Annotated in this window: 24 protein-coding genes and 1 pseudogene; 9 read left to right on the top strand and 16 right to left on the bottom strand. The window is 70.9% G+C overall.

What is annotated here, in order from left to right; genetic code table 11:
* The first annotated feature begins 92 nt into the window (after nt 1-92).
* Both KIV56_RS15170 and KIV56_RS15165 read left to right on the top strand, forming a co-directional pair.
* The gene (locus tag KIV56_RS15170; RefSeq protein ID WP_281534098.1) at nt 93-506 is read left to right on the top strand and encodes a hypothetical protein; all 414 of its coding nucleotides are present in this window, start codon (nt 93-95) and stop codon (nt 504-506) included.
* 115 nt (nt 507-621) lie between these two features.
* Nucleotides 622-1296 carry a hypothetical protein gene (locus tag KIV56_RS15165; protein WP_281534097.1) on the top strand — a complete coding sequence of 225 codons (675 nt, stop codon included), beginning with the start codon at nt 622-624 and terminating at the stop codon, nt 1294-1296.
* Between the two features lie 132 nt (nt 1297-1428).
* Here KIV56_RS15165 and KIV56_RS15160 read toward each other — a convergent pair whose 3' ends face one another.
* Nucleotides 1429-2829 carry a glycosyltransferase family 87 protein gene (locus KIV56_RS15160; RefSeq protein ID WP_281534096.1) on the bottom strand — a complete coding sequence of 467 codons (1401 nt, stop codon included), beginning with the start codon at nt 2827-2829 and terminating at the stop codon, nt 1429-1431.
* A gap of 424 nt (nt 2830-3253) precedes the next feature.
* Here KIV56_RS15160 and KIV56_RS15155 point away from each other — a divergent pair, with 424 nt between their 5' ends.
* Genes KIV56_RS15155 through KIV56_RS15145 form a run of 3 tightly spaced genes read left to right on the top strand, consistent with a single transcriptional unit; the run spans nt 3254 to nt 4801 of the window.
* Nucleotides 3254-4057 carry a hypothetical protein gene (locus KIV56_RS15155; RefSeq protein WP_281534095.1) on the top strand — a complete coding sequence of 268 codons (804 nt, stop codon included), beginning with the start codon at nt 3254-3256 and terminating at the stop codon, nt 4055-4057.
* The gene (locus KIV56_RS15150) at nt 4044-4307 is read left to right on the top strand and encodes a molybdopterin-dependent oxidoreductase (RefSeq protein ID WP_281534094.1); all 264 of its coding nucleotides are present in this window, start codon (nt 4044-4046) and stop codon (nt 4305-4307) included. The genes KIV56_RS15155 and KIV56_RS15150 overlap by 14 nt, the downstream gene beginning before the upstream one ends.
* Nucleotides 4304-4801 carry a hypothetical protein gene (locus KIV56_RS15145; RefSeq protein WP_281534093.1) on the top strand — a complete coding sequence of 166 codons (498 nt, stop codon included), beginning with the start codon at nt 4304-4306 and terminating at the stop codon, nt 4799-4801. The genes KIV56_RS15150 and KIV56_RS15145 overlap by 4 nt, the downstream gene beginning before the upstream one ends.
* Before the next feature lie 225 nt (nt 4802-5026).
* Here the strand turns inward: KIV56_RS15145 and KIV56_RS15140 are convergent, their stop codons facing one another.
* From KIV56_RS15140 to KIV56_RS15130, 3 genes are read right to left on the bottom strand one after another with little or no spacing between them, the layout of a single operon-like run.
* Nucleotides 5027-5743, bottom strand: coding sequence for a class I SAM-dependent methyltransferase (locus tag KIV56_RS15140; protein WP_281534092.1), 717 nt, complete (start codon nt 5741-5743; stop codon nt 5027-5029).
* A complete protein-coding gene (locus KIV56_RS15135) occupies nt 5740-6468 on the bottom strand; it encodes a TIGR04282 family arsenosugar biosynthesis glycosyltransferase (RefSeq protein WP_281534091.1) in 729 nt (242 codons plus the stop codon). Before KIV56_RS15135 ends, KIV56_RS15140 begins: the two co-directional genes overlap by 4 nt.
* Entirely contained in the window at nt 6465-7133 is a 669-nt protein-coding gene (locus KIV56_RS15130; RefSeq protein WP_281534090.1) for a glycosyltransferase family 2 protein, read from the bottom strand. The genes KIV56_RS15135 and KIV56_RS15130 overlap by 4 nt, the downstream gene beginning before the upstream one ends.
* A gap of 120 nt (nt 7134-7253) precedes the next feature.
* Between KIV56_RS15130 and KIV56_RS15125 the strand changes: the two genes are divergently transcribed.
* From KIV56_RS15125 to KIV56_RS15120, 3 genes are read left to right on the top strand one after another with little or no spacing between them, the layout of a single operon-like run.
* A complete protein-coding gene (locus tag KIV56_RS15125) occupies nt 7254-7874 on the top strand; it encodes a response regulator transcription factor (protein WP_432432563.1) in 621 nt (206 codons plus the stop codon).
* On the top strand, nt 7813-8097 hold the full coding sequence (locus KIV56_RS20585; RefSeq protein WP_432432562.1) for a winged helix-turn-helix domain-containing protein: 285 nt from the start codon (nt 7813-7815) through the stop codon (nt 8095-8097). Before KIV56_RS15125 ends, KIV56_RS20585 begins: the two co-directional genes overlap by 62 nt.
* Entirely contained in the window at nt 8094-9233 is a 1140-nt protein-coding gene (locus tag KIV56_RS15120; RefSeq protein WP_281534089.1) for a sensor histidine kinase, read from the top strand. The genes KIV56_RS20585 and KIV56_RS15120 overlap by 4 nt, the downstream gene beginning before the upstream one ends.
* A gap of 54 nt (nt 9234-9287) precedes the next feature.
* On the opposite strand, the gene KIV56_RS15115 is transcribed toward KIV56_RS15120, so the two are convergent.
* The 9 genes from KIV56_RS15115 to KIV56_RS15075 form a co-directional block, all read right to left on the bottom strand.
* Nucleotides 9288-10352, bottom strand: a complete 1065-nt coding sequence (locus KIV56_RS15115) for an NAD-dependent epimerase/dehydratase family protein (protein ID WP_281534088.1) — start codon at nt 10350-10352, stop codon at nt 9288-9290.
* Nucleotides 10349-11308, bottom strand: coding sequence for an MTAP family purine nucleoside phosphorylase (locus KIV56_RS15110; RefSeq protein ID WP_281534087.1), 960 nt, complete (start codon nt 11306-11308; stop codon nt 10349-10351). The genes KIV56_RS15115 and KIV56_RS15110 overlap by 4 nt, the downstream gene beginning before the upstream one ends.
* A gap of 199 nt (nt 11309-11507) precedes the next feature.
* Nucleotides 11508-12989, bottom strand: a complete 1482-nt coding sequence (locus KIV56_RS15105; RefSeq protein WP_281534086.1) for a DUF5719 family protein — start codon at nt 12987-12989, stop codon at nt 11508-11510.
* Nucleotides 12979-14022, bottom strand: a complete 1044-nt coding sequence (locus KIV56_RS15100; protein WP_281534085.1) for a hypothetical protein — start codon at nt 14020-14022, stop codon at nt 12979-12981. Before KIV56_RS15100 ends, KIV56_RS15105 begins: the two co-directional genes overlap by 11 nt.
* 42 nt (nt 14023-14064) lie before the next feature.
* A complete protein-coding gene (locus tag KIV56_RS15095) occupies nt 14065-14520 on the bottom strand; it encodes a hypothetical protein (protein ID WP_281534084.1) in 456 nt (151 codons plus the stop codon).
* A gap of 59 nt (nt 14521-14579) precedes the next feature.
* Entirely contained in the window at nt 14580-16196 is a 1617-nt protein-coding gene (locus KIV56_RS15090) for a glycosyltransferase family 2 protein (RefSeq protein ID WP_281534083.1), read from the bottom strand.
* Nucleotides 16197-16412: 216 nt separating this feature from the next.
* Nucleotides 16413-16751, bottom strand: coding sequence for a WhiB family transcriptional regulator (locus KIV56_RS15085; RefSeq protein WP_134531668.1), 339 nt, complete (start codon nt 16749-16751; stop codon nt 16413-16415).
* A gap of 181 nt (nt 16752-16932) precedes the next feature.
* The gene (gene galE / locus KIV56_RS15080; RefSeq protein WP_281534082.1) at nt 16933-17901 is read right to left on the bottom strand and encodes a UDP-glucose 4-epimerase GalE; all 969 of its coding nucleotides are present in this window, start codon (nt 17899-17901) and stop codon (nt 16933-16935) included.
* A 161-nt stretch (nt 17902-18062) separates the two neighbouring features.
* Nucleotides 18063-18203 (bottom strand): hypothetical protein, encoded by a 141-nt coding sequence (locus tag KIV56_RS15075; RefSeq protein WP_281534081.1) that lies wholly within the window; start codon nt 18201-18203, stop codon nt 18063-18065.
* 93 nt (nt 18204-18296) lie between these two features.
* On the opposite strand from KIV56_RS15075, the pseudogene KIV56_RS15070 reads away from it, so the two are divergent.
* Nucleotides 18297-19278: pseudogene (locus KIV56_RS15070) on the top strand (GlxA family transcriptional regulator).
* A gap of 169 nt (nt 19279-19447) precedes the next feature.
* Here the strand turns inward: KIV56_RS15070 and KIV56_RS15065 are convergent.
* The 3 genes from KIV56_RS15065 to manA form a co-directional block, all read right to left on the bottom strand.
* Nucleotides 19448-20425 (bottom strand): hypothetical protein, encoded by a 978-nt coding sequence (locus KIV56_RS15065; protein ID WP_281534080.1) that lies wholly within the window; start codon nt 20423-20425, stop codon nt 19448-19450.
* 254 nt (nt 20426-20679) lie between these two features.
* Nucleotides 20680-21282: a hypothetical protein gene (locus KIV56_RS20580; RefSeq protein ID WP_432432561.1), complete on the bottom strand. Its 603-nt coding sequence runs from the start codon at nt 21280-21282 to the stop codon at nt 20680-20682.
* Nucleotides 21197-21979: a mannose-6-phosphate isomerase, class I gene (gene manA / locus KIV56_RS20575; RefSeq protein WP_432432560.1), complete on the bottom strand. Its 783-nt coding sequence runs from the start codon at nt 21977-21979 to the stop codon at nt 21197-21199. The genes KIV56_RS20580 and manA overlap by 86 nt, the downstream gene beginning before the upstream one ends.
* Nucleotides 21980-22003 lie beyond the last annotated feature (24 nt).

Raw genomic sequence — 22003 nt, 5'->3', positions numbered from 1 at the left:
CCCGCGTCAGCACCAGAAGTAGGATGGGGGCATGTCCCGATCCCGTCGTTCTGCTGCGCCGCCGCCCGCGCCGATGCAGCGCGGAAGCGGTCGTGATCGGCACGGTCGCGGCATCCGCAGGCTCGGCGACGGGGCCATTCCTGCCGCCGCTGAACACGCGGATCGACCTGTTCGACATGACCGTCGCCTCGACCGTCGACTACCTGCGTTCGGTCTGGCCGGACCAGCTCGCCGACGTGGCGTTCGAGGTCGCCGCCGGTCCCTATTCGGTGATTCCGGGCGTCGGAGTCGAACGCTGGGCCGTGCACGCCGCCGAGCGGCGCATCGTGTTCTACCGGCTGCCGATCCAGCGCCTCACCCGGCTGCACCGCAACGACGACCTGCACCGCCGCATGGTGATCGAGAGCCTGCGTCTTCCGCGCCATCGCCGAACTGCTCGGCAAGGATCCGTGGGACCTCGCGCCCGATCGCTTCCGCCACTTCTAACCGTTCCACTTCTGAGGTGAGCGCGGGCGAGCGAGAGCCGTCCCGAAAAGTAATTCCAAACCGATTCCGTGTCGGGGCCGAACCATTGTCAGCACCAACGACAATCACTTCCCCACAGACACGAAGGATCACATCATGCGCACTTTCCAGAAGGCAACCATCAGCTTCGCCGCAGCCGCTCTCCTCCTCGGAGGTCTCGCCGCCTGCTCGAGCACCGCAACCGCCGGCTCCGCCGCGTCCACCCCGGCCGCTTCCTCTTCGTCGGCTCCGACTCCCGTCGCCTCGATCCCCTCCCTCAAGGGCGTCGACACGGCCGTCCTCCTCGACGGCGACTTCGCTGCGGCGCTCACGAGCCTCGGCCTGACCCCCGGCACTGTCGGCACCGCCACCCTCACCGACGGCAGCCTGCACTTCCCGATCACCGGCGGCAACGTGGACTACTACGACCCGGCACAGAGCTACCGCCCGTTCGTCCAGGGTTCGATCAAGCACGAGGGTTCCGGCTTCTCGCTCACGGCCGGCTCGACCGTCGTCGAACTGACCAACTTCACGATCGACCCCGGCACCTCGAAGCTCATGGGTGACGTCTCGGTCAACGGCACCTCCGCCGCGACCCAGGTCCTCCTCTTCGACCTCTACGGCGGAACCCTGAAGCCGCTGCAGATGGACGGCGACAACGCCATCCTCGAGGGCACGACCGTGCACATCTCGTCTGTCGCCGCCGGCCTGCTCAACAAGACCTTCGCAACCGACGCGGTCAAGGACCAGATGCTCGTCGGAATCGCGAAGATCACCGTCGCCACCAAGTAACACCGCAGGGCGCGGGCCCGTTCGGCCCGGTTGAATTGCGGACAAAGCACCTTCATCGTCACGACGAAGGTGCTTTGTCCGCAATTCGGCGTTAACCGGCCTGCTTCTGGGGACGGGTGCGCTGGCGGATGCTCAGCGCGGGGGGCGCAGGAAGCGCGCGGCGCGGAGGGGCGCACCGAGCATCCGCGCCCGCACGGCGGGGTCGAGCCGGACGGCCGACCCCGCGAGAACGATGCCGAGTGCGGCCGTGATCGCCCAGGTGAGTTCGAGCGAGGGCAGGATCTGCCGCAGCGTCAGGGCGAGCGGGATGGCGAGCCACTCCCAGCGTCCGCTCAGCGCGACGAAAGGCAGCAACAGCAGCGCATACCACGGGTACCGCGGGCTCAGAATGAGCAGGGTGCTGCCGATCATGACGAGCTGGCCGAGCCAGGGCCGGTCGGGGTCGGTCTTCCAGAACACGAGCGCCGCAATGATCACGAGCAGGCCGCCAGCGACGAAGATCGCGGCACTCCCGGGAACGATGAGCGAGACGAGCGCGAAGCGTTTGCCGTTGTCGTAGCCCTCCTCGCTGAGGTAACCGGGCAGGTAGCCGAGCACGCCGATCCCGGTCGTGAGCACGTACGGCACGTAGAGCGCGAAGAAGGTCACGATCGCGGCGAGGCCGACCTTCCAGCCCTGCCTGCGGAGCATCGCCGGGGCCGCGATCACGGGGACGAGCTTCACGGCGATCGCGATCCCGAGGGCGATGCCGCCGCGCCAATATCGCGCCCGGGTGACCAGGAGCGCCGCGGCGAGGGTGAACACCACGCCGAGCAGGTCGACGTGCGAATTCGTGATCGCCTCGGAGGCCACGAGCGGGCACCACGCCCAGTACGCGGCGAACCGCTGGTCGATGCCGCGGCGACGCATCCCGAGCAGCAACAACACCGTCGTTCCGAGGCTGAGAACGAGCCCGCCGAGTTGCAGCGGCCAGTAGGTCGCCGTCGACGGAACCAGAAAGCGGATGCCCGCAAAGTAGAGTTCGGCGGCCGGCGGGTAGATCGTCGGGACCGTGGGCCGGTTGAGCGCGGTGCAGAGCACGGCGTCGGACGCGGTCTTGTGGGTGGCCACGATGCGCTGGCCCTGGCAGGTCTCCGGAACCGTGCCCGACGGCACCGTCGCCGGGAACAGCCACGTGGGCCGGAGCGGATCGAGCCGGTCGTCCGCGGGGACGTAGGCGTACGGCGAGATCCCGGCGTTCTGCACGATGCCGTCCCAGGCGTACCTCGCCGAGTCTGTGCTGGTGTTCGGCGGCCCGACCATCGCCGCGACCCCGATGCCGAGCGACCCGGCGAGCACGAGCACCACCACGGCGCGCCCGCGCACCCCGCGGAGCAGGAAAACGGCCGCGGCGAACAGCGCCCAGAGCACCCCGGTGCAGACCAGGAGGGGGACGGTGTCCCGCGTCGGTTGGAAGAGCGAGAAGACCAGGACGCAGTACCCGGTCAGCGTCGCACTCGCGGCCAGGAGGAGGGAGATGATCGTAATGCGCACGAGGCCATCCTGTCGGAGATCCGCGGCGAGCGCCGCCGAATCCCGGTTCGGAGAGCAGAACCGACCCGCCCCGTCACGGAACCGTAAGGTGTCGACCCGCCCGCGGACATCCGCCGGATGGTGCAATAGAACATGCGCCAAGTGATGTACGAAGCCCAGCGTGCGCTGGCCTCCCCCGTGCGAAACCCGCGGATGGCCACCGTGATCGGCCGGCTGCTCGGACTCGCCTTCCTGCTGTGCTTCGGCACCGGGCTGTACAGCCATTTCCTGCAGGAGCCCCTGCCGGGCATGCACTTCGCGACCCGGCCGGAGCCTGCTCTACCAGTTCACCCAGGGCACCCACATCATCGCGGGCATCGCCTGCTTCCCGCTGCTGCTCGCCAAGCTGTACATCGTCTTCCCCGACCTGTTCCAGCAGCCGCCGGTGCGATCGTTCCTCAATTTCCTCGAGCGCGGCTCGATCGCGCTGTTCGTGGGCGCCTCGCTCGTGCAGATCACGATCGGCCTGCTCAACACCTACCAGTGGTACCCGTGGCCGTTCCCGTTCCGGGAGACGCACTTCGCGCTCGGCTGGGTGCTGATCGGCTCGCTCGCCCTGCACATCGGCATCAAGCTGCCGATCATCGCCCGGGTCTGGCGCAAGCAGGCGGACGACGGTTCCGGTGATGGCGACCACCTGACGGATGCCGTCTCCCGCGACCGCGCGGCGCCGCCGGAGGCCGTTCGCCTGTTCGGTTCGAGCCGGCCGACCGGGGTCACCGGCCAACTGCTCGCCTGGATCGATGCGACGCCGGCGCTGCGCGTGACCGCGGACCGAGCCACCGGACCGGCCGCGGATCCCACGGCCCCGGCCCGGACTTCCGAATCCGCCCGCCACCGGCTCAGCCGGCGCGGCTTCCTCACCACCGTGGGGGTGAGCGTCGGCACCATCGTCGTGCTGACTGCCGGGCAGACGGTCGCCCCGCTCGACGCGGTCAACGCCTTCGCTCCGCGGAAGAAGGGCGTCGGCCAGCAGGGGGTACCGGTCAACCGCACGTCGAAGCAGGCGGATGTGGCCGCCGATGCCCTCGCGGCCGGCTGGGTGCTGACGGTGGCCCACGCCGGGGTGGAGCGCAGCTTCAGCCGGTCCGAGCTCCTCGCCCTGCCTCAGACCGAGGTGGAGCCTGCCGATCGCCTGCGTCGAGGGCTGGAGCCAGCTGGCGACGTGGCGCGGGGTGCGCCTGCGTGATCTGGCCGATCTGGTGTCTGCGGATGCCGCGGCATCCTTTCGCCTGACGAGCCTCGAGAAGAAGGGCGGGTACCGGCAGACCACGATGGGGTCGGAGTACGTGCGCGACCCGCTCACGCTCGTGGCGCTCGAGCTCAACGGCGAGACCCTCGACCTCGAGCACGGTTACCCGGCCCGGATGATCGCCCCCGGGCGGCCCGGGGTGCTGCAAACCAAATGGCTGAGCCGGATCGAGGCGATGGACGCATGAGCACCGTAGGTACTGCAGTGACTGGAAGCGGCGAAGCGTCCGGAGCCGACGGATTGGGTCCGGCGCTCCGCGTGACGCGGGTCGTGCTCATCGTGCTCGGACTCGCGGGCCTCGCCTGGGGTGCGTACGTGCTGCTGGACACCGTGAAGCCGGCGCGGATCCCCGGCGTCGCCCTGTGGATGGGCGCGGCGATCGTGCTGCACGACGGGGTGATCTCTCCGCTCGTGTTCTTCTGCGGGATCCTGCTGCGCCGGGCCGGGCACCGCTTCAGCGGCACGCTGATCCTCGTCGTGCAGGGCGCGTTCGTGGTCGGCTCGATCATGACCCTGATCGTGGTGCCGTTGCTGATCGCGCAGTCGCGCGGCACCGGTAATCCGACCGTGCTGCCGCTCGACTACGGCGTGAATTTCGCGGTGTTCTGGGGCGTGCTCGCCGTGATCACCGCGGCCGTGTCGTTCGCGCTCTACGCGCGGGGCCGGAAACGGCTGCGCTGACGCCCCACGGCCTGGCGTCCTCGCGGCCGCGGCCCGCGCACGACGGCGCGGGCGAGATCCGTAAGGTCGGAGAAATTCGCGACACACCGCATCCGCTGCCGGAGGTGACGGCGTGTCACGAAAAACTCCGACTTTGCACCGATGGGGACGCGAGACGGGCGCCCTGTCGCTGGTTCGGGTGCGAATTCTCGGCGAGCGCGGGTGTTGGTCGGGTCTCAGTCGGAACTAGGCGTGGTGGAGGCGAGCGAACCAGCGGCCGTCCAGGCGCCAGTCGTGGTCGATCCGGAGTCCGGCGTCGGTGGCGTGGCCGGCGAGGGCGTCGACGCCGACCTCTGCCCAGGGGAAGACGTCGCTGAGCAGGCCGGAGGCATCCTCGAGCCTGCCGTCGTAGCGTTCATTGCGGGCCGGGTCGTGGCTGACCTCGACGAGGAGCGCGCCGCGGGGTGCGAGAAGCTCGGCGCAGCGGGTCAGGAGCGCGGTCACGTCGCCGCCGATACCGATGTTCCCGTCGACGAGGAGTGCGCCGGCCCAGCCGCCTTCGAGGGGCATCGGGTCGAAGACGCTGCGCTTGAGCACGCTGAGTCCGGCGTCGACGGCGATCCGCACGGCGGTCGGGGAGACGTCGATTCCGAGCGCGGACAGGCCGCGGTCCATCGCGGCACGCACCATCCGGCCGGGGCCGCAGCCGATGTCGAGCACGGGACCGGTCAGGCCGTCGAGAAGGCGCTGGTCGGTGTCGTCGGCGTCGGCGCTCCACCGGCCGGCGTCCATGGTCGCGGCGGCGGTGAGGCCACCGTCTCGGGAGCGGCGCAGGTAGAGCACGTTGTCGGCGTTGCGGAGCGCGGCCGCGTACGGTTCCGCCCCGCCGGCGCCGAAGGTCGCGGGGGCGAGGCCGAGAAGGAGGTCCCGATCGCCGCGCCGGGCGGCCTCGACGACGCTCACGAGCGCACCCGCGATCCGGCGGCGTGAATCGCGGCACCGGCGGCGTGCATCGCGACACCGGCGGCCGGTGCCATCGCGGCGAGGGTGCGCGCGAAGCGCCCGTCCGGGACAGTGGCGGCGACGGAGTGCGCGTCGGCGATCGTGTCGACATCGGTGAGCACGGGCAGGTGTCGCACCCGGAGGCCGGCCTCGTGCAGGCGATCGAGCTGACGTGCTCCCGTGTCGTCCATCGACATCGGGACGCCGCGAATCAGGTCCCCGCGCCGCGACTGGCCGCGCCCGGACTGGTCGAGGCGCACACCTTCGCGCGGCGCGGCGAGCGCGAGCGCCCAGAAGCCGCCGTCGTCCGCGAGGCCGAGCCAGGCATCCGTGTCGTCTGACCAGTCGGTGAAGACCGGCGCGAGCAGCTCGGTGGTCACCTGCGGGGTGTCCATGCCGATCAGGACGGTCGGTTCGTCGAGCCCGTCGAAGATGGCGGCGAGGCGCTCGTCGAGGCCTCCGCCGACCTGGGGCAGGATCTCGAACTCCGCGGCCAGGCGCGGCGGGGTGACCCCGTCGAAGGCGAGGATGCGGCGCGAGGCAGGGAGGGCGAGCGCGGCGGTCAGGGTGTCGTCGAGGCTCGCGGCGGCGAGCTCGGCGGCCTGCTCGAAGGAGAGCGCCGGGTGCAGGCGGGTCTTGACCCGGCCCGGCAGGCACTCCTTGGCGATCACGACGAGGGCCGTCATTTCCGGGCCTCGCGCAGGAGGGCGGACATGTCGCCGATCGCGGTCACGGTGCCGCGGATCGTGCCGGTCACCTTGCTGCGCCCGACCCGCGGCGAATAGGCGGTGTCGACCTCGCGGATGCTCCACCCGGCGTCGGCCGCGCGGAGGAACATCTCGAGCGGGTAGCCGCTGCGCCGGTCCTGGAGGTCGAGGGACAGCAGCGCCGTGCGCCGCGCGGCCCGCATGGGGCCCAGGTCATGTATGTTCACACCGGTTATTCGGCGCAGGCGCCGGGAAAGACTGGAATTGGCCAGCCGGGCGTGCAGCGGCCAGGATCCCCGCGTCGTCGGGCGGCGGCGACCGAGCACGAGATCGGCGTCGCCGGCGAGGATCGGGCCGACGATGCCCGGCAGTTCGGCAGGATCCATCGAGGCGTCGGCGTCGCAGAACGCGACGATCGGGGCGGTCGCCGCGAGGAGCCCCGCGTGGGCCGCAGCGCCGAAGCCGCGGCGCTTCTCGTGCACCACCAGTGCGCCGGCCGCCTCAGCGACCTCGGCAGACCCGTCGGTCGAGCCGTTGTCGACGACGATCGCCCGATAGCCCTCCGGCAGGCGCGACAACACCCACGGCAGGGCGCCGGCCTCGTTGAGGCACGGGAGCACGAGGTCGACCTGGAACGGAGTCATCTTCCGACCCTAGAGGGGCACCCGCCCGGAACAGGCCCGAGAACATTACGGACTGAGGAAGAACGCCGGGACGTTCGCCGCGACGTTCCCGACGGGGCGGAGCCACCGTATCCTGAGACCGTGACAGCCCCTTCCGCTTCCGCCTCCCCGGTCCCCCGCGCTCGCACGGAGGAGCGGCGCATCCTTGTGGTCGACGACGACCCGACCGTGCTCGAGATCGTCTGCCGATACCTGCGCGCCGCCGGTTTCCTGGTCGACGAGGCCCCGGACGGGCTGAGCGCGCTCCGCCTCGCCGAGGAGAAGCGGCCGCACCTCGTGGTGCTCGACCGGATGCTTCCCCTTCTGGACGGTATCGAGGTGTGCCGTCGGGTGCGCAGCACCTGGGCCATCCCCGTGATCATGCTCACCGCCCTCAACCAGGAGGACGACCGCATCGACGGCCTCGAGGCCGGTGCGGACGACTACCTCGCCAAGCCGTTCTCTCCGCGAGAGCTCGTGCTGAGGGTGCAGGCCATCCTCCGGCGCACCGGGCAGGCCGCGGCCCAGGCGGCCGCAGAGGCGGCCGGGCACGGCGAGGCATCATCGGGCCCGCCGGCCGCGCCGCTCGCCATCGGCGACTTCACCCTCGACACCGCGGCGCACGAGCCTGCGCCTGCACGGCGAACCGCTCGTGCTCACGGTGCGCGAATTCGACCTGCTCTCCCACCTGCTCCGGCACCCGCACACGGTCCTCGGCCGTGAGGACCTGCTCCGCTCGGTGTGGGGCTGGGAATTCGGCGACCTCTCGACCGTGACCGTGCATGTGCGGAGGCTGCGGGAGAAGATCGAGGCCGACCCGGCGCATCCGCTGCTGTTGCAGACGGTGTGGGGTGTCGGCTACCGGTTCGACCCGGTCCCGCTCGGCTCGGCGGGCACCCGCGGCGCACCGGACGCCGCAGCAACGGCAGACGGGACGGCCCTGTGACGACCGAGGTGCTCGTCATCGTCGCGCTCAACGCCCTCGCGTGCGCGGTCGTCACGGGCGCGCTCGGGCTGCTCGCGCTGCGGATGATGAAGCGGTCGTCGTTCGTGGTGCAGCTCATGCTCGTCGCCCTTGCGGCGATCGTCTCCGTCGTCGGGGGGATGTCGGCGGTCGCCACCCAGATGTACGTCTCGACCCACGACCTCGGCGTCTTCTACTCGGTCGCCGCCGTCGCCGGGCTCGTGTCGCTCGTGATGGCCGCGATCCTCGGCCGCGCCCTCGTGCGCGACAGCAGGCACCTGCGCAGCGCGGCAGAACGCCTCGGCCGCGGCGAATCGGTCGACGCCGCGGACGACGCGTCGGCGCCCCGGCACAGCACGACCGAGTTCAGCGACCTCGCCGGGGAACTCGCGGCGACGGGCGCCCGCCTCGCCGAGTCACGGGCGCGCGAACGTCGCGTGGAGGAATCCCGGCGCGAGCTGATCGCGTGGATCTCGCACGACCTGCGGACCCCGCTCGCCGGCATCCGCGCCATGGCGGAGGCGCTCGAGGACGGGATGGTCGAGGACCCCGCCCGGTACTACCCGCGGATGCGCGACCAGGTCGACCGGTTGAGCGGGATGGTCGACGACCTCTTCGAGCTGTCGCGGATCCATTCGGGGACACTGCGCCTCGCGCTCGAGCCGGTCGCGCTCTACGACCTGATCAGCGACACGGTCGCGGGCTTCGGCCCCGTCGCCCACGCGAAGTCCCTCGACCTGCGGTTCGCGGGCGAGACGGGGTTGACGGTCCTCGCCGATCCGCGCGAGCTGTCGCGCGTGGTCGGGAACCTGGTGATGAACGCGATCCAGCACTCCCCGTCCGGCAGCCCGATCACGGTGTCGGTGCGTGAACGGGGGGACGGCGGGGCCGTGATCTCCGTCGAGGACGCGGCGGGCGGCATCCCTGAGCAGGACATCGCCCGGGTGTTCGAGGCGGGCTGGCGGGCGAGCGAGCCGCGCACCCCCGGTGGGGCCGGGCTCGGCCTCGCGATCGTGCAGGGCATCGTCACCGCGCACCAGGGCGAGGTGATCGTGCAGAACGTGCCGAACGGATGCCGCTTCGACGTGCTCCTGCCGCGGCGCGCGGTCGCCGTCTAGGAACTGTCCGCTGCGACCGCAGTTGCCGGCAGCGTTCCGGCGCCCGGCGTCGGGTCAGCGGCGGACGGCGGCCCGGAGGGGAGCTGTCGCGAAGGCGCGCATGCCGTCCTCGAAGGTGACGGCGGGCATCCAGCCGAGTTCGGTGCGGAGCCGCTCGGAGGACGCGGTGATGTGCCGCACGTCGCCGAGCCGGTACTCCCCCGTCGTGACGGGGTCCGGGCCGCCGGCCGCGCGGCTGAGCGCCCCGGCCATGTCGCCGATCGTGTGCACGACCCCCGAGCCCACGTTGAACGCCCAGAACAGGGCGGCGGGGGCCTCCCCGGTGTGCTCGAGCGCGGCCAGGTTGGCGGATGCGACGTCGGCGACGTGCACGAAGTCGCGCCGCTGCCTGCCGTCCTCGAAGACGCGTGGCGCCTCGCCGCGTTCGAGGGCCGACCGGAACAGGGACGCGACCCCGGCGTACGGCGTGTTCTGCGGCATCCCCGGCCCGTAGACGTTGTGGTAGCGGAGGGCGATCGCGCGCCCGCCCGTCGAGCGGGCCCAGCTGCTCGCGAGGTACTCCTGCCCGAGTTTGCTCGAGGCGTAGACGTTGCGGGGGTCGAGCGGGTCGTCTTCGGTGACGAGCAGCGGTTCGAGCGGCTCTCCGGTCTCCGGGTCGAGCGGGTCGAACCGGCCGGCGGCGAGGTCGGCCTCCCGGCGCGGGCCGGGACGGGTGAAGCCGTGCGGGCCGCGGTAGCTGCCTTCGCCGTACACGACCATGGAGGAGGCGAGCACGAGCCGGTCGATGCCCGCGGTGGTCATGCCGGCGAGGAGCACGGCCGTGCCGAACTCGTTGCTGCGCACGTAGTCCGGCGCATCGGAGAACGCGACGCCGAGGCCGACCTTCGCGGCCTGGTGGCAGACCGCGTCGACCCCGGAGAGAGCGAGGTCGACCGCCGCGGGATCCGTCGTGTCACCGACGAGCAGGTCGACCCGGGGGTCGACCACGGGCAGCCCGCCGTGCACGTCGGGGCGCAGGGAGTCGAGCACGCGCACGTCCCAGCCTTGATCGAGAGCCTGGCTCACGATGACGCCGCCGATGAACCCGGCGCCGCCCGTCACGAGCAGCCGGGGGCTCATCGGGCAGACCCGGGTTCGGTCGTCGGCCCGGGCACGGGATGCAGAACGGGCACCGGCCGGTCGAGCACGGCGCGGATCAGCTCGGGATCGATCAGGGTCCGCGGGGCGTATCCGGCGGGGATGCCGCGGAGGATGCCGTCGATGGCCGCGAGGATGCGGGGCTGCGCCGCGGCCAGCCGGGCGAACACGAGCTCGGCCGTGACGGCATCCGTCTCGGTTGCCTCGGGCAGGCGCGCCTCGAGAGCGGATGCCACCGCGTCCGCGTCGGGTTCGGCGGGAGCCAGTCCGGCGTCGGCATCGGTGACGAAGGAGAGGTTCACCGTTCCGATGCCCAGTTCGGACGCGAGCACGACCTCGGGGTACTGGGTCATGTTGACGATGTGCGCGCCGGCCGCGCGGAACCAGAGCGATTCGGCCCGGGTGGAGAATCGCGGGCCCTGGATCACGACGACGGTGCCGGTGGGCGCGAACCGCTCGCCGAGCTCGCCGAGGGCGGCGATCGCCGTGCGGCGGAGCACCGGGTCGAAGGGGTCGGCCGCCGCGAGGTGCGCGACGACACCCTCGTCGAAGAAGGTGTCGGCGCGACCGCTCGTGCGGTCGATGAACTGGTCGGTGACGACGAGCAGCCCGGGCGGGTACTCGGGGCTGACGCCGCCGACGGCCGAGGAGGAGATGATCGCGCGGACGCCGAGGGAGGCGAGCGCCCAGATATTGGCGCGGTAGTTGATCCGGTGCGGCGCCTCGGTGTGTCCCGCTCCATGCCGGGGCAGGAATGCGACCCTGCGGCCGGCGCGTTCGCCGACGGTGATCGGCGCCGAGGTCGGCCCGTACGGGGTGTCGACGACGAGCGAGCTCACGGTGCCGGCGTCGAAGAGCCGGTACAGGCCGGATCCGCCGATCACGGCGATCCGGACCGGGGCGTGCGCGAGCGGTTGCGCGGGAGTCTGCTCGGTCACTCGGTGCTCCTCGTTCGGCGGGCGGGGTGTCCAGTCTTGCATCCCCCGCGGCGCAACGCGCGGCGATGGCGCCCGCAGACTTCGCTAGGTCGGAGAAGTTCGCGACACGCGGCATCCGCTGCCCGCGAAGACGGCGTGTCGCGAAGAACTCCGACTTTGCGACCCGTGGCAGGGCAGCAGTGGACCGGAACGGAGACGCTCAGTGGGCGTAGACGCGGATCGGCTCGGCGAGCGGGCCGGGTGGACGCACCGGGAAGGATGCGAGCATTCCGGCATTCGCATAGCCGACCGACGACACGGTCGCGGCGCCGCCGGACACGATATACCGGGTCGACGCGACCAACGGCAGGGCTCCGGCGGCTCCGGCCGCGACCTTCACGCTGCCGGTCGCACCGTTCTCGGCCGTCGCCGTGTACGTCACGTCCTTGGTGCCCTGGTTCAGCAGGCTGAGCAGCGGCGAGGGTCCGGGAGACGTGACGACGGCGAAGTCGCCGGTGAGCGGCGCCGAAGATGCGAACCAGGCGAAGTCGCGGCCGCTGGTTCCGGTGGCCGAGCTTTCGGCGGAGGCGACGACGGGCTGGTCGCTCGACACCCTCAGCGAATAGCTGCCGATGGCGAGCCCGGAGAGCGGCACGTCGGTCGCGAGTCCTGGCTGGAGCGTGACCTCGACGGAGGCGCCCGCCGCCTGGCCGTCCTCGCTCATCACGCCGATCTGAACGATCGCCGCCGTGTCGCCGGGGGCGAGCAGCCGCACCGACGGCGTGTCACTCGCGACCCCGCCCGCGTCGCTTCCGGCGTCGTCTGCCGGAAGATTCTCGACACGCAGGCCGGCGATGCTCTGCTCGAGACTGGGGTCGACGGATGCGCCGAGCAGGTCGACTCCGCCGGTCGCGAGACCGCGCACGATGCTCTGCTGGAGCGTGGCCACCACCTGGCCGCCCTGTGTCGTCACGTGAACGACAGGAGAGCGGAGGTTCGGCGCGAGGCCGGCGAGGGAGACGACACGCTGGGCGCCGGGTTGGACGAGGATCCCGGTGGAGCCGGGCGCGGTGACCCGGCCGGATTCTCCGAAGACGTCGAGGTTGACGGTTGCAACGACCGTTGTCGGGTTGCTGAGCATCACGAGCGTCGTGCGGCCGACATCCGTCGACCCGCCGACGAGCCAGGATTCGCCGCTGGCCTCGCCGCAGGCCGCGACGGCGAATCCGCCAAGGACCGCCTCCGCTGCGATGGACTGGGCCTGGCTGCCGCCAACGAGCGGCGCCGTGGACGCGCCGTTCGCGACCGGGATGTTGAGCTTGACGGGGGCTCCGTCTGTGGTCTTGCCGTTGTCGACGGCGCTGAGCAGGCTCGCGGACGGCGAGCTCCACTTGCCGGAGGGGACCGCGCTCTTCGACGCGGTCGAGGCGGGGGCCCAGGCGCCGGACACGGTGACCGGACGCCCGAGTGAGCTCGCGGCCTTCGCCTGGGTCGAGTCCTCTGCGAGCGTGAGCAGGGGACCAGGGCAGACCCGGACCTGCTCGCTCGGGACCGGCGAGACCGACAGGTAGGCCGGCGCGGTGCCGAAGGCGGGCCAGGGCACGACGACGGCGGCCGCTCCGAGCGCGCCGGCGACGCCGAGCACGCCGAAGGCGATGAGGAACCGGGCACTGGTCCGGGCGATGGCGCGCTTACCTGGCATTGTTCGGGTCCTCCTGTCCACTCGGACGGTCAGCAGGATCGGCGGGGTCCGTCGCATTCGCCTGGTCTGGCGCCCCTGCCGGCGGGACCGGCGAAGCTGGTTCTGCTGATGCCGCGCCGGCAGTCTCGTCGGCACCGTCGCCGTGAGTGTCGTCGGGAGTGCGGCCGGTGGACTCGTGTACGCGGTCTGAGGTGTGCGCGAGTTCGACTGCGGCGGCGAGCTCGCCGGCCTCCGCGGCCTCCGCGGCCTCGGCGGCCTCGGCCGACTCGATCGCCTGGGCTGCCGGGGTGCCCTCTGCGGGCACGATCGCGCCGGCCTTGACACTGCGCTTGAGCGCAGCCCGAGCGTCGGATCGGGCCGTTCGCGCCTCGGACTTCGCACTGCGTTCCTCGCGGTGGAGGTCTCGTGCCTCGGCCTTGCGGTCCTGGGTGTCCGAGCGAGCCGAGCGGCGCATGGCGTCGCGGTTCGCCTGGCGCACGGCTTCTGGGCCCGCCCCGGTCGGGATCGACAGCAGCAGTGCCGAGCCGACCGTGATCGCGGCGAGGAGCAGGGCGGCGAGGGAGAAGACTCCCCCGGCATTGCCCGGGATCTCGCTCGCCGTGACGCCGGCGGCGGAGGCCGGCCCGTCATGACGCCAGAGCCGACCGTATGCGGTGTCTCCGACGGGCACGAGTGCGGCCTCACCGTCGAGCGCGGTCGTCGCCCTGGCGAGGGTTTCCGTGGCCGCGACGCTGGCCTTCGCGGTTCCGTCTCCGGTGCCGGTGAGGGAGGCGGGCCGCAGCAGCACGAAGCGGATGCCGAGGTCGGAGAGTCCGGCCGAGGCATCCAGTCCGCTGCGCGAGGCCAGGTTTCCCGCGAGCGTGGCGAGCTCTTTGTCCGCCGCAGAGAGAGTGGTCGCGGTGTTGACCAGGGTGCTCTGCTCGTTGAGGGTGGTGCCCGCGCCGCGCACGATCGTGGCGAGGATGCCGCCGTTGGATTGCGGGACGATTTCGAGCGTCCCGACCCGGGCATCCGTCTGGGCCTCTGCCGTCACGAAAGCGGGCTGGGTGCGATCGCTGCTCTCTCGGACGGAGGCTCAGGCCGAGCGGGAGCGCACCGGCGAGAGGCACGACGGCAACGGCGAGGAGTACCGTCGCTGCGACGGCAGGGGCGACGGCGAAACGGCGCAGGCTCGCGCAGGGCGAAGATGACGGCGCCGACGAGGCCGAGCCAGTAGAGGCTCAGGCCGGCGCCGGGCCAGATGACGACGCTTGCCGCTCCGGTCGTCGCGAGGCTCAGCCTGCGTCGCTGCGATCGCGGTGCCGGCGCCGAGCAGGACGGTCAGTACTGCAAGGCTCGCACTCCGGATGCCGGGCAGGAACAGCGAGAGCGCGGCGAGGATGGCGAGCGGGGCGAACAGGAACGGGATGATCCAGGCAAGCGGCAGGCCCTGCAATGCGGGAGCCTGGTCGAGAAGCGTGCTCCAACCGCCGAAGTCGCCGGTCGGGAAGCCGAGCAGCAGCTGCCAGTCCGGGGCTGGGCTGCTCGGCACCGGCACTCCGGGGTCGGCGAGGAGCGCGAGCCACGAGCCGCGGAGGCCCTGGTCGAGGATCAGCGGGAGCGCGAGGGCGAGGGCGGGCAGCGGGATGCCGATGGAAGCGGAAGATGCCGCGTCCGCTCGCGACCGAGCAGAGCAGCCACGCGACGAGCAGCGCGGGCGTGAGGGAGGGGGCGCAGAACACCACCGCGGCGAAGAGCAGGGACGCGGTCGCTGAGGCGGACCACGACCGGCCGGCGGAATAGCCGGCGAAGAAGAGCCAGGGCAGCAGCAGGTGCGCAAGGATCGCGGCCGGGCGACCGGCCGAGAACGCTGCGAGGAAGGTCGGGGCGAGCACCCACAGCGCTGCGGCGGTGAAGCGGAGGAATCCGCGGTCGGTCAGCCGGGTCGCCGCGAGCCACGCGCCGAGCGCGGCGAGCGGCAGGGCGAGGAAGTAGAGCAGCACGAGCGAGTACGACGGGGCCCAGAACGTGAGCGAGCCGAGCACGGCGAGCACCGCGGCGAAGGGATCCGCGGCGCCGACGAAGCCGAGGCCGAGGTCGCGCCAGCCGTAGCCGACGCTCGCCCAGAGTCCGGCCGGGGTGCTCGACAGCGGCAGCAGTCCCCCGCCGGCGATGTTCTGAGCGCCGAGCAGGGAGACGAACATGATGATTCCGAGGAGCGCTGCCGCGAGGACGGTCCAGGCGCCGCCGCTCGCGAAGAAGCGCAGGCTCCGGCCGGTCGGCGCCGAGTCCGACGAGGACCGCTTCGCGCTTGAGGATGTTCCTGCGGCGGACCTCGGCATTCGTCAGGCGCAGGGAAGCGATCGAGCCCCAGCCGAGGGTGCGGGTCTCGGCGAGTCGACGGCGCGCGTTGCTCACCCGGGAGCCGCTGAACGCGGTGCGGAACGCGGCCGAGAACTCGCCGGGAATCGCGCCGGGCTCCTTCTGCAGCAGCGCTCCGACGGAACGGAAGAAGGCGAAGGGCACGAGCGCGATCCAGTGCAGCGGGATCAGCCACCCCGCGGAGTAGACGAGGCGACGGTGCAGCTGCGCGGCCCTGGCCACCCGGAGTCGCTTGCGGCGGGCGCGCCCGCGGGAGGACCCGCTGAGCCCGGCGACACCGTCGCCGGCAGAAGCGACGCGCGCCGCGGCGACGACGGACACCCGGCGGCCGGAGAGGCGCACGCGCACGCAGAAGTCGAGGGCGTCGTCTGCGGAGGGCAGGCCGGGGTCGAAGCCGCCGAGCTGGTTCCAGACGCTGTGGCGCACGAGCATGCCGCCGGCGTCGACGGCGAGCACGTCGCTCATGCCGTCGTGCTGGCCCTGGTCGAGTTCGCTCTCGACGAGGGTCACGGTCGCCCCGCCCGGGGTCATCGACAGGCCGACGTCGTGGATGTAGTCGTGGGCGCGCCAGTCCATGATCTTGGGCCCGGCGACCGCGACGGAAAGGGCGATCTCGAGCTCTCCGAGCAGCGCTTCGAGCGCGCCGGGTTCGGGGGCGCTGTCCTGGGCCAGCAGCCAGAGCATCTCGCTGTCGGATTCCGGCGGCGCCATCACGCGCACGGCGGCGGCGATCGCCTGCCCGAAGGTGAGGTCGGAGTCCGCCGAGATGAAGTGGGTGGGACCGTGCGCCGCGAGGAGCCTGGGCCGTCGCGTCGCTGGATCCGCAGTCGACGGTGATGACGACATCCGGTTGACGGGTTTGCCGACTCAGAGCCTCGAGAGTGCGCTCAAGGTGTTTCGCGCCGTTGCGGGCGACAAGGATGGCTGTGACTCGTGCATGCATATCAAGCCAAGCCTAGGTTGCATCGTCGGTGGGCGGTTGCGCCTGGTCGGGCGTGCCCGATATGCGCGGTCGGATTCACACGGCCGATCTGGGTCGGGCTGATCGGCGTCGGAAGGGCGTCAGCTGGCGCGCTTGCGCAGTTTGCGTCGCTCGCGTTCGGACAGGCCGCCCCAGATGCCGAAGCGTTCATCGTTGGCGAGCGCGTACTGCAGGCACTGGGTGCGCACCTCGCACGAGGTGCAGATCTTCTTGGCGTCGCGGGTGGAACCGCCCTTTTCGGGGAAGAACGCCTCAGGGTCCGTCTGGGCGCACAGCGAGTCCGCCTGCCAGGCGAGGGCGTCGCCTTCGTCAGGAAGGGTGTGACCGGTGCTGTCTTTGCGAATTCCGGGAATGCCCAAGCGAACGGGATCGACGAACCAGTCCTCGGGTACTCCGGAACGATACTCGGCTTGCGGCATATCGTCTCCCACCCTTTGCAATAAGTGCCCAAATAACTCGTTCGCACTAATTACAGCCGTGTAATTCCCCCACGTCAAGTCGCCGATAATAAACCCTCAATGTCGGCTCGAGAGTTTCGACTCGCCCAAAGACAGAAAATGTGACCTTGCCGGGGGTCTTGACGAAAGTGCGGCGCACGGCCTATGAAACGGATGCCGCCTGCCGAGATTCCCAGGCGCTGCGCACCATTTCTTCGAGGCTGTGCCGCATCTTCCAGTCGAGGTCGCGGGCCGCGAGTGCGCCGCTCGTGACGATGCGGTCGGGGTCGCCGGCCCGGCGGGGACCGATGTCCGGCGTGAAGTCGATGCCGGTCACGCGGGCGACCGTCGCCATGATCTCGCCGACGGAGACGCCGTCGCCGCTGCCGAGGTTATACACGGGTTCGATCGCCGTGTCGGCGTCGAGGAGGCGCGCGGCCGCGACGTGCGAGACGGCGAGGTCGGCGACGTGGATGTAGTCGCGCACGCAGGTGCCGTCGGGGGTCGCGTAGTCGTTGCCGTTGATCCGCGGGGTGCGGCCGGCGAGGAGGGCGTCGAAGATGATCGGGAACAGGTTGTGCGGGCTCGTGTCGCGGAGCTCACGGGCGCCGGAGCCGACGACGTTGAAGTAGCGGAGCGCGGTGTAGCTGAGCCCGGCCGCGACGGCCTGGTCGCGGAGCAGCCACTCGCCGATGAGCTTGGTCTCGCCGTACGGGGACTCCGGGCTCTTCGCGGTCTCCTCGGTGACGAGCGAAGTCGTCGGGGTGCCGTAGACGGCCGCGCTCGAGGAGAACACCATCCGCTTCACGTCTGCTTCCTGCATCGCAGCGAGGAGGGTGGCCATGGCCGTGACGTTCTGCTCATAGGTGTGCAGCGGGCGCTGCACCGAGACCCCGGCGTACTTGAAACCGGCGACGTGCACGACTCCCGTGATCGGGTGATCGGCGAAGGTGTCGAGGAGAAGGGGGCCGTTGAGCAGGTCGCCGTGCACGAACGGCACGGACTCCGGGACGAATTCGGCGTGGCCGCTCGAGAGGTCGTCGACCACGACCACGTCGATGCCCTCGGCGAGGAAAGCGCGGACGATGTGGGATCCGATATAGCCGGCTCCGCCGGTGACAAGCCACGCCATGTTTACCCTCGCAGGATCGCTCGGCAACCCAAGCGATGCCGGTGCTGCCAGCCTAGCGTTCGGGCCGATTCCGGCGCTGCGCGCCCCCTTCGCCGCTGCGCGCCAGGCGTGCCACGCGCGCAGCGGCGCAGGTGGCGCGAACGGCGCGAGGAGCGCGTGGGTCAGGGCCAGTCGTCGTCGGGGCCGTGGGTGCGCCGGGCCATCTGCGGGTCACCGTAGCCGTCACGGGTCACCGTGCTGAACGTCGCGACGACGCTCCAGAGGGTGAGGAGGGCGAGAACAAGTACCAGGAATGTCATCATGGCAGGAACTCTAGGCATTGCGATATCCTGCCGCGAGTGGCAGTCTTGCCAGTGTTCGACCATTTCCTGCCAACGCCTTTTCCGGAGGTTCGCATGCTCGCCGCGCCCGCCCCTGCCTCGCTCAACAAGGTCGTCTGCATCGCCCTGCCCGACATGGCGCCGTTCGAGTTCGGCGTGATCTGCGAAGTCTTCGGCATCGACAGGAGCGACACCGGTGGTCCCGTCTTCGACTTCCACGTCACGGCCGCAGAGCCCGGCCCGATCCGCACCAAGCTCGGCTTCGACATCATCGTGACGGAAGACCTCTCTGCGGCGGCCGATGCCGACCTGCTCGCGATTCCCGCCTTCGACAAGGGGACGCCGGTGCATCCCGCCGTGCTGCAGGCCGTGCGCGACGCCGAGGCCAGGGGCGCCTGGGTGCTGAGCGTCTGCAGCGGCGCGTTCGTGCTCGGCGAGGCGGGAGTGCTCGACGGCCGCCGCAGCACCACGCACTGGATGTACACGGATGCCCTCGCGCGCCAATTCCCGCAGACCCGCGTCGACCCGGACGTGCTCTTCGTCGAGGACCGCCGGGTGGTCACCGGAGCCGGCACCGCGGCCGGCATCGACGCGTGCCTGCACATCGTGCGGAAGGTGCTCGGGGCATCCGTCGCCAACAACATCGCCAGGCGGATGGTCGTGCCTCCCCAGCGCGACGGCGGCCAGTGCCAGTTCATCGAGGCGCCCGTCGTCGACTGCGACAGCGACTCGTTCGCGAGCGTGACCGCCTGGATGCTCGAGAACCTCGACCGCGAGCTCCCCGTCGAGGAGGCTCGCCCGGCGTTCGCTGATGTCGCCGCGCACCTTCGCCAGGCGCTTCCGCGCGGAGCTCGGCACGACGCCGACGGCCTGGCTCAACCGGCAGCGCCTCCTGCGGGCCCAGCAACTGCTCGAGGAGAGTTCGCGCAGCCTCGAGGAGATCGCCGGCGACACCGGGTTCGGCGGGGCCGCGGTGATGCGGCACCACTTCCTCAAGGTGCTGCAGACCACCCCGACCGCGTACCGGCGCACCTTCGGGGCCCGCCGCGCCGGCTGACCGCCGGGCTCCTCCCCGCCCCGGCCCCCTGACGAATTCGACGGAGATCTTGCCCGGAAAACGCTTCAAACGCGTCTCAACGTGCCAAGAACTTAAAAAGTCCGTCGAATTGGTTAGCACTCGACAACGGATGCCGCGGCGCGGGCCGGCCAGCCCTGCTCGCGGGAGGCTAGACGCGCGTTTCGCCCTCGGAAGACTCGGCGGATGTCCGGCGCGGCCGCATCCGCCCCGGGAAGGCCGGGAAACCCGTCACCCGGGAGAGCTGATAGTCATCGACGAGTGAGCACCGCATCGCGCGCTCGCAGAGTTCCCACTTGTGGCGCATCAGTTTGTAGCTGAAACGGAGCGTGCGCCCGTTCCGCGCAACCACCGCGAGGACTCGCTCGCGGTCGGCCTCGAATGCAGCCGAGTCGTTATGCCATTCCTCGCCGTCAACTTCGACGAATGTCGACGGGCCGATCTGACCGTCAAGGCGGCCGACTCCCACGACGACGGGTTGCGGCACGAAAGGGATGCCCGCGTGCAGGCATTTGAGTCGGAACTCTGTCTCGCCGCCCGCCTCGGCCCGCCCGTCGACCTCGGACCGCCACGATCGGGTGCGGCACGGCGCCCTGGCAAAGATGACGTCGAGATCCTCCTCCGTGATACCGATCTGGTGTTCACGCGCACCATGCAGAGCCGCGTCGATACAGACAATCGCGGTCACCCGGTCGTGGGTGCAGAGGATGTGGACGAGCGTGTCGGTCAGGCTCGTTCGCCAGACGAAGGGGCCCCGGCGCGGGTTCGGCTCCTCGGTCCAGGTCACGCGGATGTTGCTGTCGCCCACGTTCAAGCGAGCGCGCATATCGCCTGGCTGGCGCAAACCCCGTGCGGCGACCGGCACCGCGACGTGGAGCTTTCGCGTCTGCGGCGTCCAGAGGCCGTAACTGCGAAGTGCGCTCAGCCCAGTGAGCCGGCCACCGATCCGCACCGCCTCGACCGCGGACGGCGGTGCCCAGGGGACCGTGTACCAACCCTTGCGCACCCGGACGATCTCCCCGCGCAGCACCGCACCCCTCAGCACGCCATCGCCCCAGCCTCGGTCACGGAGCCAGGCCCGCTTGGCGAACAGGCCGAGGCCCACGATGTCGGCGGTGAGGGTGCCCATGCCGGAAGCCTGCAGTGCCAGGCGGACCCGGCCGCCGGCATCCGCCACTCTGTGGACAACCGCGGACACCCACCCCCTGTCGAGGACAGCCGCGCCCGCCTTCCCCTAACGAATTCGACGGAGATTTTGACGGGAAAGCGCTTCAAACGCGTCCTAAAGGGCCAGAAACTCAAAAAGTCCGTCGAATTGGTTGGGCGAATAGTCGGGGCGCCGGAGCACCTCGGAGCGGACCGAGGCTATGAGCCGAGCGGGGACTAGGGGGTTGTGGCGAGGAAGACGTCTCCGACACCCGCGAAGGTGAGGGTGCCCTCCTCGGGCGTGATGTAGACCGATTCGCCGCGCTTCAGGGCGACGGATGCCGTCGCACCGGCCACGAGGAAGCCTCCGGCCGTGCAGAGCGCGATTCCCGGTCCCGTGAGGGTGAACTGGCGCATCGGGACGCCGGCGACGGGAGCGGCAGCATCCGCCGAGGCCTCGATGTGCACGAGCGCGAAGTCGGCCACGTCGGGCCGGTACTCGGAGACGCCGGGCGTGTGCACGATCGGAGCCAGATAGGGCACCGGAACCGGGGAGAACTCGAGCACGTCGAGCAGTTCGTCGACGTCGATGTGCTTGGGGGTGAGCCCGCCGCGGAGCACGTTGTCCGACGCGGCCATGAGCTCGATGCCGAGTCCGAGCAAATAGGCGTGGATGTTTCCGGCCGGCAGGTAGAGCACCTCGCCGCGCTTCAGCGACACCCGGTTGGTCAGAAGGGAGATCACGATGCCGGGGTCACCCGGGTAGGCAACGGCGAGGTCGCGCACGGTCGCGAGTTCGAGCGGGAAGCGGATCGCGGCCCCGCCCCCTGCGAGGTACACGGCGTCCTTCGCGAGGCTGACCACGCGCTCGACGAGCCAGGCTACTTCCCCGGTGTCGCCGCCGCGGCCGTCGCGCAGCAGCCAGTCCACGGTGTCGCGCAGGCCGGTGTCGCCGAGGAGCCTGCTCTCCAGGGCGTCGAGGGCCCCGGGCTGCGGGTTCTCCGACGCGGCGTCGAGGGCGCGCAGGCTCCGCCACGATGCGCCGCACCTCGCCGAGCTCGCGGAAGCCGCAGAGCGCCTCGAAGGTCTCGCTCAACGCGAAGATGATCTCGGGCTTGTGGAACCGGTCACGGTAGTTGCGGTCGAAGGCATCGACGGGGATGCCCGCCGCGTTCTCGAGGGCGAAGCCGGTGCGCGCGCGCTCGCTCGTCGGGTGCGCCTGCAGCGAGAGCGGGCTCGCGGCGGCGAGTACCTTCAGCAGGAACGGCAGCCGCGGCGGCACCGTGCCGGCGTCGGTCTCCTCGGCCGCGAGCGCGGAGCCGAGCGCCCGCTCGGGGTCCGCGAGGATCCAGTCGACAAGGGTCCCGGCCCCGCCCGTACGGGAGGGGTCCGCGATCACCGACGGCGACCCCGGGTGCGCCCCGAGCCAGATTTCGGCCTCCGGCTTGCCGGAGGGAGTCGTTCCGAGCAGCCCCGCGATTGCAGTCTTCGAGCCCCACGCGTAGTCCCGCGGTGTATTGCTGATGCCCACAAACATGACTGCTCCTGTACGTCTCGTGCG

This window comes from Cryobacterium breve, assembly GCF_027594785.1.
GTDB lineage: Bacteria > Actinomycetota > Actinomycetes > Actinomycetales > Microbacteriaceae > Cryobacterium > Cryobacterium breve_A.
This window is presented reverse-complemented; position numbering and strand designations above follow the sequence as displayed.